This is a genomic window from Colwellia sp. BRX10-1 (assembly GCF_014077545.1).
Classification (GTDB): Bacteria; Pseudomonadota; Gammaproteobacteria; order Enterobacterales; family Alteromonadaceae; genus Colwellia_A.
In genome coordinates, this window is sequence record NZ_JACGWC010000043.1 from 1 (window position 1) to 14,413 (window position 14,413).

Consider the following 14,413-nt stretch of genomic DNA (forward strand, 5'->3'; position numbering starts at 1 on the left):
TGTTGGAAAACTAAAGAGCCATACAATGAAGCCAAGTATTTAAAAGCATTGAGCGATAGGAATTCCCCATTACTTTTTAAAGAAAAAGCTTGTTAAAGGTCTCAGGGCGTAGACCGGACGTTAGCCTTGGCTTATCTAGCGACATTTTAATCGATGAAAATCAGCCCTGCGTTAGATAATAGAATTGTTATAAATTTCATCAGAAATTTATAACAATTCTAATTTGATTAGAAAACACCAAAGCGGACATTAGATTAATATAATTTTAGGTATTAAATTCTATGACGCTTCGGGGCACAAAACGAGATAGCTTTTATGGTTTGCCTGTTCGCTATATAAAAATAAAAAATTGAGACAAATTTTATCAGCTGGCTTTATAACTGTAATTTATTTGTTTAAATAATGTGCTAGTTAATGTTAGAAAGTTGATCTGTTATTTAAAAAAAAGGCTCCCCTTTTACGTTTGTTATAATTGTTCTGGTATAGGTCTTTCGTTAAATACTATTACCTAAACTAACCAAATATGCATCTGAAAAAAGCACCTTTCGCACGAGTGAGATAAACTAAATCTCCGCCGTGATTTATCATAATTTGTTTAGAAAGACTCAAGCCAATACCCGAGCCTTGCTGTTTGGTGGTAAAAAAAGGGACAAAAACCATCTCGATAACATGTTCGCTTATACCTGTTCCATTGTCAGCAATTTCAACATAAAGTTGTTGAGCTTTATTTTGTGCAACGGTTATTGAAATTTGATTTTGTTCTTGATAATTACTCGCTAAATTTAGCTGTTGATTACGCTGTGATTTTATCGATTCTATCGCGTTTTTAATCAGATTTATCAGGACTTGCTCAATTTGTGCACTATCTAACATAACTAATTGTTGGCTTTGTATATCTATTGTTAGCTTAGTATCGCATTCAACAAGTTGTTGCCTGTGGAGCATTTCGATTCGCGTTAATATAGTGGCTAAATGCGTAGGCAGCAAATTTGGCATAGGCAAGCTGCTAATTTGTCGAAAACTCGCGATGAACTCACCTAAGTATTGGGTACGAGAAGCTAAAGTATTTAGTGCTAAGATTAAGTCTTGTTTATTTTCTTCATCAATAAAGCTCAGATTTTTTGGGATCATCCCCTGACACGTTTGTGCAATAGAAGCTAATGGGGTTATGGTATTCGCCACTTCGTGAGTCAGTACGTGAGTTAACCGTTTATAAGCTTGTTGCTCTTTATTTAGCAACAATTCATGAATTGATTGTAAAGTGACGATCTTACGCTCTTCTCCTTGGATCTCAGCAATGCTTACTTGTAAGGTTAAGGTGTCTTGCTGCTCGCCATGTAGCCATTGCACGGTACTGTGCAAGTTCTTTTGCGCGTCTGAAATTATTGTACCAATATGATTTAGCTCATTTAAATGGCTGAAAGTTTTACCTAATAACCGAGCAACCGCTGGGTTAGATTCAATAATATGTCCTTGGTCGTCGCAAACGATAACGGCCAAATCTACATGTACTAGTAAGGCTTTTAAAAAATCGCTTTGTTTCTCGGCAGCAAATCGTGCCGATTGCATTTGTTGTTTTACCCCCTCAAAATGCTGACGCATTGGATGATGAGTACTGAATCCCAGCGTATTATCGCCATTAGCGAGTGATCTAACAACTTGTATCAGTTGTTGATCTTGGCGTTTAAAAAGTGTCAGTAACGACGCCATAAATGTTATTGATAAAACGAGCACCAACAGCAAAGTCGAAGACACGCCAATAGTCATATATATACTCGTAAGTAGTGCGACACAAGCCAGTAAAGCGACAAGGTTAATAACCAATAATAACCAAGGCCGATTGTTTATAAAATTCATAAAATATAGCTCATTTAATTAAGTTATAGGGGGAAGAATAATTAAAGGTCATGCTTTTCTAGGCGACGATACATAGCACCTCGCGTCAATCCAAGTGCTTTTGCTGCTTGGCTGACATTTCCCTGATGATGTTTCAGCGCTGCACGCACAGCACGTTGCTCTAATATGTCTAAATTGAAGCAATCATAATCAGTCGTATCTATTTCATTATTTTCCTTTGTAGTATTTATTTCTTCAAGTTTTTCAGGTGTTTTTTCCCCTACCACTGAACAAACATCTAAGACACCACAATCACTTAAAATAACCGAACGTTCAATAACGTGCGCTAATTCACGCACATTACCGGGCCAAGCGTAATGACATAACAGGCTCATATCGTCGGGTTTAATTGACAAATCTCTTTTATATTTTCGGCTAAAATGATCAAGGTAATATTCAGTAAGTAAAGGGATGTCATCAACTCGCTCACGCAATGGTGGCAAGCGTATTTCTACGGTATTAATGCGGTAAAGTAAGTCTTGTCTAAAACGATTTTCACCAACAGCTTGTGGTAAGTTTTCATTGGTCGCGCAAATAAGTCGAATATTAACATCTATCGGCTTTGTACCACCAACAGGAGTGACTTGACGATTTTGCAATGCAGCTAATAAAGTTGCTTGTTGATTCAAAGGCAGGTTGCCCAACTCATCTAAAAATAAACTGCCTTCGTTGGCGAGTTCAAATCGCCCTGTTCTATCAGCCTTAGCATCAGTAAATGCGCCTTTTTTATGTCCAAAAAGTTCACTTTCAAATAGGCTTGAAGCGATTGACCCCATGTCTAGACTAATAAATGCTTCATCACCTCTATTACTTGCTAAGTGTATTGCATGCGCCGCTAATTCTTTTCCCGTTCCGCTTTCGCCGGTAATTAAAATGTTAGCATCTGTTTTAGCCGCTTTTTCAATGGTGTCGAAGACTTGTTTCATCGCACTACTTTTACCTAAAAACTCAAAGTTTTGCCCTTTCAGGGCGTGATTTAATCCTTGGGTTTGTCGAGTAAGTTTGTCTACTTTTTGTTTATCTTTAGCATGCGCGAATGCAGCAGCGATCACCGCTAAAAGTTGTTCATTTCTCCAAGGTTTGGCGATAAAGTCAGAGGCTCCGGCTTTTATAGCATCAACGGCTAATTGAATATCACCGTAAGCCGTCATCAATACAACAACCAAAGATGGGTCTTGTGCGAGTATTTTTTTGAGCCAGTAAAAACCTTCCTGACCACTAATAGCATCATGATTAAAGTTCATATCGAGCAATATTACTTCTATTTTTTGCTCGTTTACCACTTTCTCAATGTCAAAAGGGTTATCTGTTGTTACCACAGTTTGATAATGTTGCTTAAGCAATAACTGAGCAGCAATCAAAATATCTAGGTTGTCATCAACAATTAAAATTGAGCCTGCTTGCTTCATTTCGTCTTCCACTTTTTAAATATTTTAAGTCTACCTTACATTCAATAAACCCGTCTACTAATTAACTGTCCATAAATGGACATCAATCTCGCTTATGTACTATAACCGGACACTACAAAAAAACAACGACTCTCGACGAAATTAATATAACAAACTGTTTTAAATAGAAATAATTTTTAAATCCATACATGGCATAAGACTTGTAATGATAGCCACAGTTAGAAACAAAAATACCTCTTAAAGCTAAACGATAGTGAAGAGGAACAAATGATTTAGATACTTTAGGTGAATAACGTAAATGAATAACGTAAATGGGTAACGTAAATGGGTAACATAGATGGACAACATTGATGGATAAGAAAATAATCAGATCTCCGTTACGAAAATATTTTAAACATTGTCTGTACGGCGTGATTTTGTTAACTATATTTGTTGTTGCTTATAGCTTCAGTCAATCAACTGATGGCGGACGTAGTCAAAATTTAGCTATAAACACTCTCACCATAAGCCCTGTTATTCAAGGTACATTTGTTGATGCGTTAAGTTTGCGGGGTCAAGTTGTACCTAAAACAACAGTTTATCTAGATACAACCGCAGGTGGTCGGGTAGAGGAACGTTTGGTTGAACAAGGTGAATTTGTTAAAAAAGGGCAACCCTTGGTGCGCTTAAGTAACACAAGCTTACAGCTTGATGTAATGGGGCGAGAAGCACAAGTTACAGAGCAGCTCAATTTTCTGCGAAACACTCAAATGAATATGGCGACGAGTCGATTAAATTTACGTCGCGATTTGTTAGAAATTGAATTACAGATCAGTCATTTACAGCGTCGGGTAAAGCAATCATCGACCTTAGTAAGCAAAGGCCTGTTGGCTGAAGACAAGCTCGCAGAAGTTGCAGACGACCTTACTTACTATAAAGCCAGAAAAGCACTTACCATGGAACGTCAACAGCAAGAAAACAGCATACGCAAGGTACAGGTTAAGCAATTAGAGGAAAGCGCTGTCATGCTCGAAAAAAATCTAAATTTTGCCCGTGATAATTTAGATGATTTGTTATTTAAGGCTCCTGTTTCTGGTTATTTAAGTGAGCTGAATGTTGATATTGGTGAATCAAAACAGCGTGGTGCCCGCCTCGGACAAATTGATATCCCCAATGAATATAAGCTAGTAATACGCCTTGATGAATTTTATTTAAACCAAGTACAGCGTGACTTAGTCGTTATGGTAGCACTAGAAACGGGTAGTATTATGGCTAAAGTCAGTAAAATTGATAGTCGAGTTAATCAATCACAATTTCAGATTGAGGTTGATCTCCCGACAAACGCTAGCAACATAAAGCGTGGACAAAGCATTAATGTAGAATTGATGTTAGGTGGAGACAAAGAGCAAGCTTTACTCCTTAAACGCGGCGCATTTTTTAGCAATAGTGGCGGAAATTGGGTTTATGTACTTAACGAAAATGGCGACAAAGCTGTTCGAAGAAACATCAGTTTAGGAAAAAAGAATCAAACGTATTTTGAAGTATTGTCAGGCTTAACGCTGGGCGAAAAAGTGGTTACATCAAGCTATGGCAATTTCGATAAAGCTCAACAATTACAATTAAACTAACTTAAATGAAAAACACGATATTAAAGGAATAACAATAATGATTAAAATAAACAAGTTAAGCCGTATTTTCCGTACTTTAGATTTAGAAACAACTGCGCTACACAATATTGATTTAAGCGTAAATGAGGGAGAATTCGTTGCCATTATGGGTCCTTCTGGTTGTGGGAAATCTACCTTGTTATCTATTTTAGGTATGCTCGACTCTCCCACCAGCGGTAGCTTTGAATTTGCCGGATGTAGTATTGCAGGTTACAACGAAAAACAATTGGCACAATTACGTAAAGCCTCTATCGGATTTATTTTCCAAAGCTTTAACTTAATTGACGAACTCACCGTTTATGAAAACGTTGAACTGCCACTACAGTATCAAAAAATTAGTAAAGGTGAGCGTAAGCAGCGTGTTGAAGCAATTTTAAAACGCGTTGGTATTGACCATAGAGCTGATCATTTACCGCAACAGCTTTCTGGTGGGCAACAACAGCGTGTCGCCGTTGCTCGTGCTTTAGTTATCAACCCAAAACTGATTCTAGCCGATGAGCCAACGGGTAATCTAGATTCAAAAAATGGTGATGAAGTCATGGCGATGTTACGTGAACTAAATAAAGAAGGCACCACAGTTATTATGGTAACTCACTCAGAAAAAGAGGGAAATTATGCCGATAGATTAGTGCGCTTACTTGATGGTCAAATCATGTTAGATAAAGCCAATCAGCTGGCACCGGCGGCACAGTATGCTTAGCCAATATTTTTTAACCGCCTTACGGACATTTAAACGACAAAAATTACATTTAATGCTTAATGTTTTTGGTCTGGGTGTTGGTTTAGCTGCTTCTATTTTAGTTGCGCTATACGCCATAAATGAAAGTAGTTATGACCATTTTCAACCAAATGCCGAAAATACTTATCGTATGGTATTTCACGATAACCAAAGCGGTAACGAGTACCTGTTAAGCACCCCAAAAGCATATGAGAAAATAAAGCAACTAGCGGGAGTTGAAGATGTTCTTTATTTAATGCAAACCAAGATGTTTGCTGATGACAAAATAAAAATATCGGAAAACTTTAATCAATTAACCGCAAATTATGCTGTTACAGAAAATATTGTTGATTTTATCACCTTAGATGTCATTTCAGGTGATTTACAACAGAGTTTACAAAAACCGGATCATATTGCTTTAACGGTGAGTGAAGCTAAGCGTTTATTTGGTGACATAAATATAGTAGGGCAAACGTTATTAAGAGCTAAGTCGCATCAACGTCTCACTGTTGGAGCTGTTTTTAAAGATTTAAGGGCTGATAGTCACTTTCATTTTTCATCGTTAACCTCTTTCACCCCCTATAACAACATCAAAGGGAATATCGTTCACAGCTATGTGCGACTTAATAAGACTGATGTTAACAAAGTAGCTGAAAGCATTACTGCGTTAATTGCCGATATTTGGCAATGGCGTGATAACTACTATTACTTGCAGCCGTTAACTGCTATTCATTTAGGGGCTAATTTCAACAATGATATGAGAGTGGGCGGATCAGAAAAAAACCTATCAATCAGTATTATGTTGAGCCTGCTATTGTTACTGATCTCTTCTTTTAACTATATCAATATGAGCATAGCGCAAGCAGGATCACGCGCGAAAGAAGTTGGTGTACGTAAAGTGTTAGGGGTAAATAAATCTCAACTGATCGTGCAATTTCTGACTGAGTCTGTTGTGCTGGTTGTATTTGCCACCTTAATTGCTTGTGCTTTAGTTGAGTTGGCATTACCAAGTTTTAATCAACTAGTCGACCGGCAAATATCGATCAATGGCTGGTCACCGTTTTTAGTACCCCTTATCATAGGTTCGCTTTTTATTGGCCTAGTATCAGGTTTATATCCGGCGCTATTTATCTCATCATTCAATGCTAAACGTGTGTTAAGTGGTGATTTTAAACGTGGAAAAACTGCCACCAGAGTACGTAAGTCACTTATGGTGTGCCAGTGTGCGCTTTCTCTCACCTTAATCATCAGTGTGCTGAGCTTAACGCAGCAATTAGCGTTATTAAATAACTTACCAGTTAATTATGAAAAGTCACAACGTTTGGTGGTGGTTGATGCGCCGAGTGAGCAGTTATATAACATAAATGATTTAACGCTATATCAGGCTTTGCAAAAATTACCTGGCGTTGCTGCAGTTACGCCCTCTGATTTTTATTTAACAGACAGAAGTAACGCAGGCTTTTTCTTAGAATCTGTTCCAGGTATTGACACTGTAAAGACCAGTATGGCTTATGGCGGGGTCGGTTTTGATGCAGTAGCTGCATTAGGATTACAACTAATCGCAGGACGGGATTTTTCCACCGAATTTAAAGCCGATTGGTTTAATGCCCAAAGCGCAACCGTAGCCATTATTATTCCAGAATCTACATTGAAACTTACCGGATTCGCAAGTGCCGACGAGGCGATAGGTAAAACTTGGATATTTTCTGCAGGCCCTGCAAGTAACGTATCAGGTAGAATAGTTGGTGTAATAAAAGACGTAAAAGTCGGTTCAGTAAGACATACCGGCGCACCAGTGGTCTTTGTATGTGGTTTACCTATTGGAGGAAGTTACTCCTTAGTGATTAAAACTAATGAAGTGATAACTTCAAAAGTACGTAATGATATTGCCTCTTTACTCGAGAGAAAATTAGATATGGCACCGGTAGAAATACAAACGGTTTCAGGCAATTACAGTAAACTTTATGTAGAAGATACCCGCTTAGTGAATATGGTTAGAATTTTCTGTTATTTAGCAATATTTTTAACCTGTATTGGCATGTTTGGTTTAGCGGTATTTAATGCCCAACTGCGCAGTAAAGAAGTCGCCATTAGAAAAGTAATAGGCGCCTCAAGTCGCAGTATTGTTGCTTTATTGGGCAAAGAATCAATGCTTTTAGTCTTTATAGCTGTCGCGATTGCCTTTCCAATAAGTTACTTTTTGATTGATAACTGGCTGAGTCATTTTAATGTAAGGATCACGCAATCACTCGGGGTTTATTTTGTTGCTGCATTTGTTGTACTGGTCGTAACTCAGCTAACCATTTTTATTGTGGCTTATCGAACAGCAAATAGTAAACCCGTTAATGTACTACGCAGTGAGTAAGACTGTGCATTACCTGCTGTTAAGCCCGACAGCTCAATTACAATAATTTAAAAGGATTTACATGATTGAACTCACTCTTCTAAACAATATTTGTCGCACTAAAAGTCTAGAAACAGGTGCATTGCGTAATAACAACTTAGCGATTAGTCAAGGTAGCATTGTTGCCACGATAGGCGCTTTACCTTTATTTAGACCATTAGAAGTTGCATAACATGATAGTAAATTATTTTGTTACTGCGTTACGCTCTTTTAAACAACATAAACAGCATTTCGCCCTTAATTTAATAGGACTCAGTATAGGGTTGGCCGCCGCGATACTGGTGGCATTATTTGCCCAAAATGAATTGTCGTACGATAGCCAGCAGCCGGATGCAGAGCGGGTTTTTCGTATTCAACAAGATTTAACTGCAATAGGTATTGAAGTATTACCCTTCTCTAATTATGTTAAAGCTGCGGCAACAAGTAAGAATTATAGTCAAGTAGAAGATATCTTTGCCTTAACTTCGGTTGAATCTAGTGAAAAAGTCATTACCGCTGTTAATTACCAAGGACAAGGTTATAAGTTAGGCGCTATGTTAGGTGCCACCCCAAATATTGAACGCTTTATTGATATGAAAACCTTAGCTGGAGATCTTAAGAATGCCTTGAGTACACCCGACAGTTTGGCATTGAACGAGTCTGAAGCGGTGCGTATTTTTGGTAGTACCGATATCATTGGAAAAGCATTACATCATGTTAAAGGACAATACATTGTACGTGCTGTGTTTGCAGACTTACCAGAGAACACTCACTTTGCGTTTAAGAATCTAGTATATGTAAAACATGACCAAGCAGCTATAAATAATAATAGTTATGTTTACGTAAAACTTGCAGAACAATCAGACCCCAACGACTATGCAAAAGTGTTAACTGAGCAGGCGATCAATGATCGATTTAAAGGTAAGTCTTCTTTAGGTTTAATGCCCTTACTTGATATACACCTAGCAGCAAAGTCTATGGCTGAGTTTAAAAGAGGTGGAGAAAAGCAAGATGTGATGATTTGTATTGGCTTAAGTGCATTATTAGTATTAATAGCGAGTTTTAACTTTATTAATATCAGCGTAGCACAGTCTACTAAACGAGCGAAAGAAGTTGGGGTGCGTAAAGCATTAGGAGCGAGTAAAGCTCAGCTAGTGATTCAGTTTTTGTCTGAATCAGTACTCATCTCGCTATTAGCAACTATCATTGCATGTACGTTAGTCGAAGTTAGTTTACCTAGTTTTAATACGCTGATAGACCGTGAGTTGGTCGTTGATTATACTTCACGTTTCGGTTTGGTGATTGTCGTGGTCTCTATATTAGTGGGGATTTTTGCAGGTTTATATCCAGCATTTTTTATCTCTTCCTTTAGTGCAAAACGAGTGTTAAGTGGCGATTTACAACATGGTAATACAGCGACTATAGTACGTAAATTTTTACTAGTATTACAAGCAGCTATCTCTATTGCTTTGATCATAACTACTATCACCATGAGTCAACAATTAACTCACTTACAAAACCTACCTCTGGGATACGAAACAAAGCAGCGATTAGTGATTTCTGCGTTGCCGACGGAATTAGTCTATGCAAAAGATACAACGTCACTGTTAGATAAACTAAATGATATTAAAGGGGTTGGGCAGTTAACCGTTTTAGGTTCTCAAATAACCAAATCAACAATAAATATTATCAAAGCCACTTGGCCTAATGCTGAAAAAGCAGAGGGGTTCATACCCGTTACTGGAGCGGGTTTTAATATAGTAGATGGGCTTGGGCTAACATTATTAGCTGGGCGTGATTTTAGCCCTGAGTTTGCCAGCGATTGGGATGCTGTAGTTCCTGAACCATTCAATAGAGATATTGGCGCTATCATAACGGAAAGTATTGCGAAACAAGCAGGTTTTAATAATGTCGCAGATATCATAGGTAAAACCATCACAAGTTCAAATCCACGATACCCTGCAAATATACGTGTAGTAGGAGTGGTTGCTAATGTAATCGTTGGCAATGGGCAACAAGGGGCAAAGTTAATGTTCTTATGTGGCTATCCTATTGGTGGTGATACTGAGGTCATAATGACCATAGATACACAAAACGTATTCTATATCCAACAGCAGATAGTTGAGTTATTGGCCGAACATGCCAATATATTCGATCCAAAAATAAACTTACTAGCAGATAACTACAAGGCCGTATTTCGAGGTGACGAGAGAGTATCTAAAGTGGTTTCTATTTTTGCCTCTTTGGTTATATTTCTAACTATGTTAGGTACGTTTGGTTTAGCTTCATTCGCAACGCTACGCCGTCAAAAAGAAGTAGCCATGCGGAAGGTACTAGGTGCATCACGCTTGAGCATAGTAAACCTACTAACAAAAGAGTTTTTGATCCTAGTCGTCATTGGAATTTTTATCGCTTTTCCATTAACTCATTGGCTGGTAGGTGACTGGTTGGCTAATTTTAATGAACGTATCGAACAAGCGCCTTGGATATACATAATTTCCGCCCTCTGTATAGCAATGCTGACTTGGTTAACCGTGGCTAGCCTCGCCTTTAAAGTGGCAAGCACTAGACCTTCACTTATTTTGCGTGATGAGTAAATAGAAACCTTCACTTTTTGCAACGTTAGATTTACAAGAATTTCAAAGGATTATTATGATCATACTACCAAATTTAAGCCGTACTTTACTCACTAAAAGTCTGGAGTTACGTGCATTGTGTAACACCAACTTAACTATTAACGAAAGTGATTTTGTTGCCATCAGAGGTTGCTTAACATGATCGTTAATTATTTTGTTACTGCGTTACGCGCTATTAAAAAAGACAAACAACATTTTTTTCTTAATGTTGCCGGTTTTAGTATCGGATTAGCTGCGGCTATTTTGATGGCATTATTTGCCCAGCATGAATTGTCTTATGACAAACATCAGCCAGATAGTGAACGTGTTTACCTTGCGCATACTGATTGGAGCTCGATAGGATTACAGGCAATTTCACAGAGTAGTTATAGTAATGCCGAAACATTTAAAAACCATAGTCAGGTAGAAGATATATTTAGATTAGTAAAGTCGGAGGATCTCAGCCGACTTAATCTAGGAGGGAGTAAACTAGTACAAGTGGATGGCAATGATTATCGGCTGAACAATTTTTATAGCGCAAGCACTAATATTCTCGACTTTATTGCCTTAGATATTATCGCCGGTGATATCACGCAGGCCTTAACACAACCGAATCAATTGGTATTAAGTGAATCAGAAGCATTGCGCTTGTTTGGCGAGTCTCTAGTGGTAGGTCGCACCTTAAAACATCAGCAAGGCCAATACACTATCGGAGCTATTTTTAAGGATTTAGTACAGAATAGCCATGTTCAGTTTGATAGTTTGATTCACATGCCATCTAAGTTTATTCAAGAGGGGCAAGGTTATGCTTATTACAAGCTTTTAGCTAATACCGATATAGCAAGTTTTGAGCAACAATTGACCACTAAGTTACACAAATCATGGGGCCAAGAGGGAAATCGCACGATAACCATGACCTTAATAAACATGGAAGATTTACACTTAAAAAGCAATGGACCATTTGTGATGAAAGAAGGTGGATCATCGACAGTAATGCAAATTTGCATTGCTTTGAGTGTTATGTTGATCGTGATTGCTAGTATCAATTTTATCAACCTCAATATTGCCCAATCGGCTAAACGTGCTAAAGAAGTGGGTGTTCGTAAGGCCTTGGGAGCAAGCAAATGGCAATTAGTGGGCCAGTTTCTAACTGAATCTTTTTTGATAGTGACACTCGCAGCATTAATGGCCTTTGCCATGGTGGAAATAAGTTTACCCGCGTTTAATCAAATGATCGATAGGGAACTTAGTTTGGTTTATGGCTCTGAGTTTCTGTTAATAACCAGTATTGTGATTTTAGCCGTGGGTTTGTTGTCAGGTTTATATCCAGCGCTATTTATGGCTTCTTTTAGCGCTAAACGTGTGCTTAGTGGTGATTTTGTGCGCGGAGCTACGGCTGTTTTTGTTAGAAAACTAACCTTGTGTTTACAGGGCGTTTTATCTGTCGGTTTAATTATTGCCGCGATTTCTTTATCTCAGCAGATTAATTTGATTGACAGCCTAGCCGTTGGTTATGAAAAATCATCACGTTTGGTGATAAAAGAGCTACCTTCTGAGGCCTTATACACACAAAAAAATAACAGCTTATTGACTGCGATTAGAAATTTCCCAGGGGTTGAGCAAGTAACTCTTTCTAGTCTCGACTTAACCAATGATATTAAAGGTGGCTTATATTTAAGTTGGCCAAATGGGGAAACATTAACTGGCCCTCAACCTACCGTAGCCACAGGTTATTATGCGGTTGAAACCTTAGGACTTACACTGCTTGCCGGTCGTGATTTTTCGCCTCAGTTCAGTGGTGACTGGTACCAGGTTGATGATAATAATAGCACTGTAGGAGTATTAGTCAGTCGTCGCATGGTGGAATTAGCCGGTTATCCATCGCCAGAGTCAGTTATTGGCCTGACATTGATGGACACAGAATCTAAACTTACCGCTAAAGTGGTTGGCGTTATCGAAAATGTTAAAATTGGCTCGGCTCGGCAACAAGCTTTGCCAATATCCTTTAACTTGGGGTTTTACGGCCCCCTTAGCACAGGACATATCATAATTAAGGCGAGCAATGCCAATATGGCTAAGCTACGCAGTCAAGTTCGTCAGCTAATACGCCAAGAATTACATTTAAATGACGTAAAAATAACCACACTTGCTGATGATTACGCCAACGCCCATATAAACGAACACAGGGCATTAGAAATGGTCACTCTTTTTAGCTTGTTGGCCATTTTCCTCAGCTGTTTAGGCACTTTCGGTTTAGCGTCGTTTGCTACTCTTCGCCGTCAAAAAGAAGTGGCTATTCGTAAAGTACTCGGCTCGTCACGTTTAAGTATCGTAAATTTACTCGCCAAAGAATTCCTCATATTGGTCGTTATAAGTATTGTTATCGCCTATCCACTGAGTTATTGGCTGATAGGCGATTGGCTAGCTAACTTTAATGAGCGTATCGAACAAACAGTTTGGGTGTACTTAATTGGTGCTGCTTTTATTACGGTGATTACATGGTTAACCGTAGCGAGCCTTGCCTTTAAAACTGCCAGTAATAGACCTTCACTTATCTTACGTGATGAATAGTTATTTCATTGAGGTAAGTTCAGGTTTATTACTCTAGAGCGATTAGTTTATAACAATCGCTCAATCGGGAAAATATAGTTGGCTAGCGCTCGTTCCTCGAAATTTTAGCCAACTACAATTTTCCCCTTAACAGCCCGAGCTGATATTTTTAACTTTAAAAGGATTAATTAAAGTGCCAGATACTTTTGAATCAGAATATCTAAAGTCAAAGTTATCAATCACGTTAAATAAACTTGTGTTATTGGCTTGTTTATTTGTGATTGCTTATTTTGGATATGAAAAATATGCTTTTCATAATGCGCAACAAATTGAAGCTTCGATTCTAATTTTAACACCGCAAATTAATGATATTTATTTTTTAGACATGAGATTACTCGGTGATAATTTAGAAAGTAAACAAAAATATAGATTAGCTAAAGTGGTAAGTGTTACTGGTAATAATGTGGCTATAGTTTATGGAAGGGTTTTCTATCAATGAAAACATTCAGTAGTAAATCGCATTAAATACGAAGATTTAAATAACAATAATTATTTTGAGTTAATACCCGATTATATTCCTTTTAGCAAAATCAAAAAAATGAAAGCTAGCGGAGTTATTTATTAAGTTAAACGGCCAATACGAAATAAACTCTATGGTAAATTCGTTAACTAAGACTTCTCACTATTGTATCGTTAAAGAAATCACCCCATGTTTAGTTACTCTAGTACATCTAGTCTTTAATTATCTTGAAATAAAATGCAATATACAAGCCTTTCAGCAAGAACTTCTAACGTTGGCTAGGTTCCTCTCTGTCTCACTTCGGGGGCGATTGCGCCATAGAGTGTTTAATCTAAATTTATTTAAAACTTACGTGATTCAATGTCAGCTTTGGGGATTTGAAATCTAATTCAGTGCAAAAATTTTAGGCACAATCTCAATTGTGAATGGATGTAAGTTTTTATATAAAAACGATAACTTTACGACCCCTGATCTGCCATTTTTAACTCAAAAGCTAATGTCCGCAATTGGCTAGCAGTTGCCCTAAGGCTCAATTAATGCCTAACGACGGCAAAGATACGAATATAGTCCTTTAAGTCTGAATAAACCTATAATTAGGATGTTCAGATCATGTGCCTATTTCATACGAATATTGATACGATATCATTTCGATGGTTACCGCTTTACTTTCGATGTA

Annotated in this window: 9 protein-coding genes; 7 read left to right on the forward strand and 2 right to left on the reverse strand. The window is 37.9% G+C overall.

What is annotated here, in order from left to right; genetic code table 11:
• Window positions 1–513: 513 nt before the first annotated feature.
• Window positions 514–1,857, reverse strand: a complete 1,344-nt coding sequence (locus H4J75_RS19010; RefSeq protein ID WP_182204126.1) for a PAS domain-containing sensor histidine kinase — start codon at window positions 1,855–1,857, stop codon at window positions 514–516.
• Between the two features lie 41 nt (window positions 1,858–1,898).
• Window positions 1,899–3,305: a sigma-54 dependent transcriptional regulator gene (locus tag H4J75_RS19015; protein WP_182222972.1), complete on the reverse strand. Its 1,407-nt coding sequence runs from the start codon at window positions 3,303–3,305 to the stop codon at window positions 1,899–1,901.
• A 350-nt stretch (window positions 3,306–3,655) separates the two neighbouring features.
• Between H4J75_RS19015 and H4J75_RS19020 the strand changes: the two genes are divergently transcribed.
• The 7 genes from H4J75_RS19020 to H4J75_RS19050 all read left to right on the forward strand — a co-directional run bounded on the left by H4J75_RS19020 (window position 3,656) and on the right by H4J75_RS19050 (window position 13,716).
• The gene (locus H4J75_RS19020; protein ID WP_182222973.1) at window positions 3,656–4,912 is read left to right on the forward strand and encodes an HlyD family efflux transporter periplasmic adaptor subunit; all 1,257 of its coding nucleotides are present in this window, start codon (window positions 3,656–3,658) and stop codon (window positions 4,910–4,912) included.
• A gap of 37 nt (window positions 4,913–4,949) precedes the next feature.
• Window positions 4,950–5,651: an ABC transporter ATP-binding protein gene (locus tag H4J75_RS19025; protein WP_182204123.1), complete on the forward strand. Its 702-nt coding sequence runs from the start codon at window positions 4,950–4,952 to the stop codon at window positions 5,649–5,651.
• Window positions 5,644–8,034, forward strand: coding sequence for an ABC transporter permease (locus tag H4J75_RS19030; protein ID WP_182222974.1), 2,391 nt, complete (start codon window positions 5,644–5,646; stop codon window positions 8,032–8,034). Before H4J75_RS19025 ends, H4J75_RS19030 begins: the two co-directional genes overlap by 8 nt.
• A gap of 61 nt (window positions 8,035–8,095) precedes the next feature.
• Window positions 8,096–8,245 carry a hypothetical protein gene (locus tag H4J75_RS19035; protein WP_182204121.1) on the forward strand — a complete coding sequence of 50 codons (150 nt, stop codon included), beginning with the start codon at window positions 8,096–8,098 and terminating at the stop codon, window positions 8,243–8,245.
• Between the two features lies 1 nt (window position 8,246).
• Entirely contained in the window at window positions 8,247–10,649 is a 2,403-nt protein-coding gene (locus H4J75_RS19040) for an ABC transporter permease (RefSeq protein WP_182222975.1), read from the forward strand.
• 177 nt (window positions 10,650–10,826) lie between these two features.
• Window positions 10,827–13,238, forward strand: a complete 2,412-nt coding sequence (locus H4J75_RS19045) for an ABC transporter permease (protein ID WP_182222976.1) — start codon at window positions 10,827–10,829, stop codon at window positions 13,236–13,238.
• Window positions 13,239–13,410: 172 nt separating this feature from the next.
• A complete protein-coding gene (locus H4J75_RS19050) occupies window positions 13,411–13,716 on the forward strand; it encodes a hypothetical protein (protein ID WP_182222977.1) in 306 nt (101 codons plus the stop codon).
• Window positions 13,717–14,413: the final 697 nt, after the last annotated feature.

Excerpts from the sequence above, each read along its gene's own strand:
- H4J75_RS19010 (WP_182204126.1), bottom strand. The coding sequence starts at position 1,857 with ATGAATTTTATAAACAATCGGCCTTGGTTATTATTGGTTATTAACCTT.
- H4J75_RS19015 (WP_182222972.1), bottom strand. The coding sequence starts at position 3,305 with ATGAAGCAAGCAGGCTCAATTTTAATTGTTGATGACAACCTAGATATT.
- H4J75_RS19020 (WP_182222973.1), top strand. The coding sequence starts at position 3,656 with ATGGATAAGAAAATAATCAGATCTCCGTTACGAAAATATTTTAAACAT.
- H4J75_RS19025 (WP_182204123.1), top strand. The coding sequence starts at position 4,950 with ATGATTAAAATAAACAAGTTAAGCCGTATTTTCCGTACTTTAGATTTA.
- H4J75_RS19030 (WP_182222974.1), top strand. The coding sequence starts at position 5,644 with ATGCTTAGCCAATATTTTTTAACCGCCTTACGGACATTTAAACGACAA.
- H4J75_RS19035 (WP_182204121.1), top strand. The coding sequence starts at position 8,096 with ATGATTGAACTCACTCTTCTAAACAATATTTGTCGCACTAAAAGTCTA.
- H4J75_RS19040 (WP_182222975.1), top strand. The coding sequence starts at position 8,247 with ATGATAGTAAATTATTTTGTTACTGCGTTACGCTCTTTTAAACAACAT.
- H4J75_RS19045 (WP_182222976.1), top strand. The coding sequence starts at position 10,827 with ATGATCGTTAATTATTTTGTTACTGCGTTACGCGCTATTAAAAAAGAC.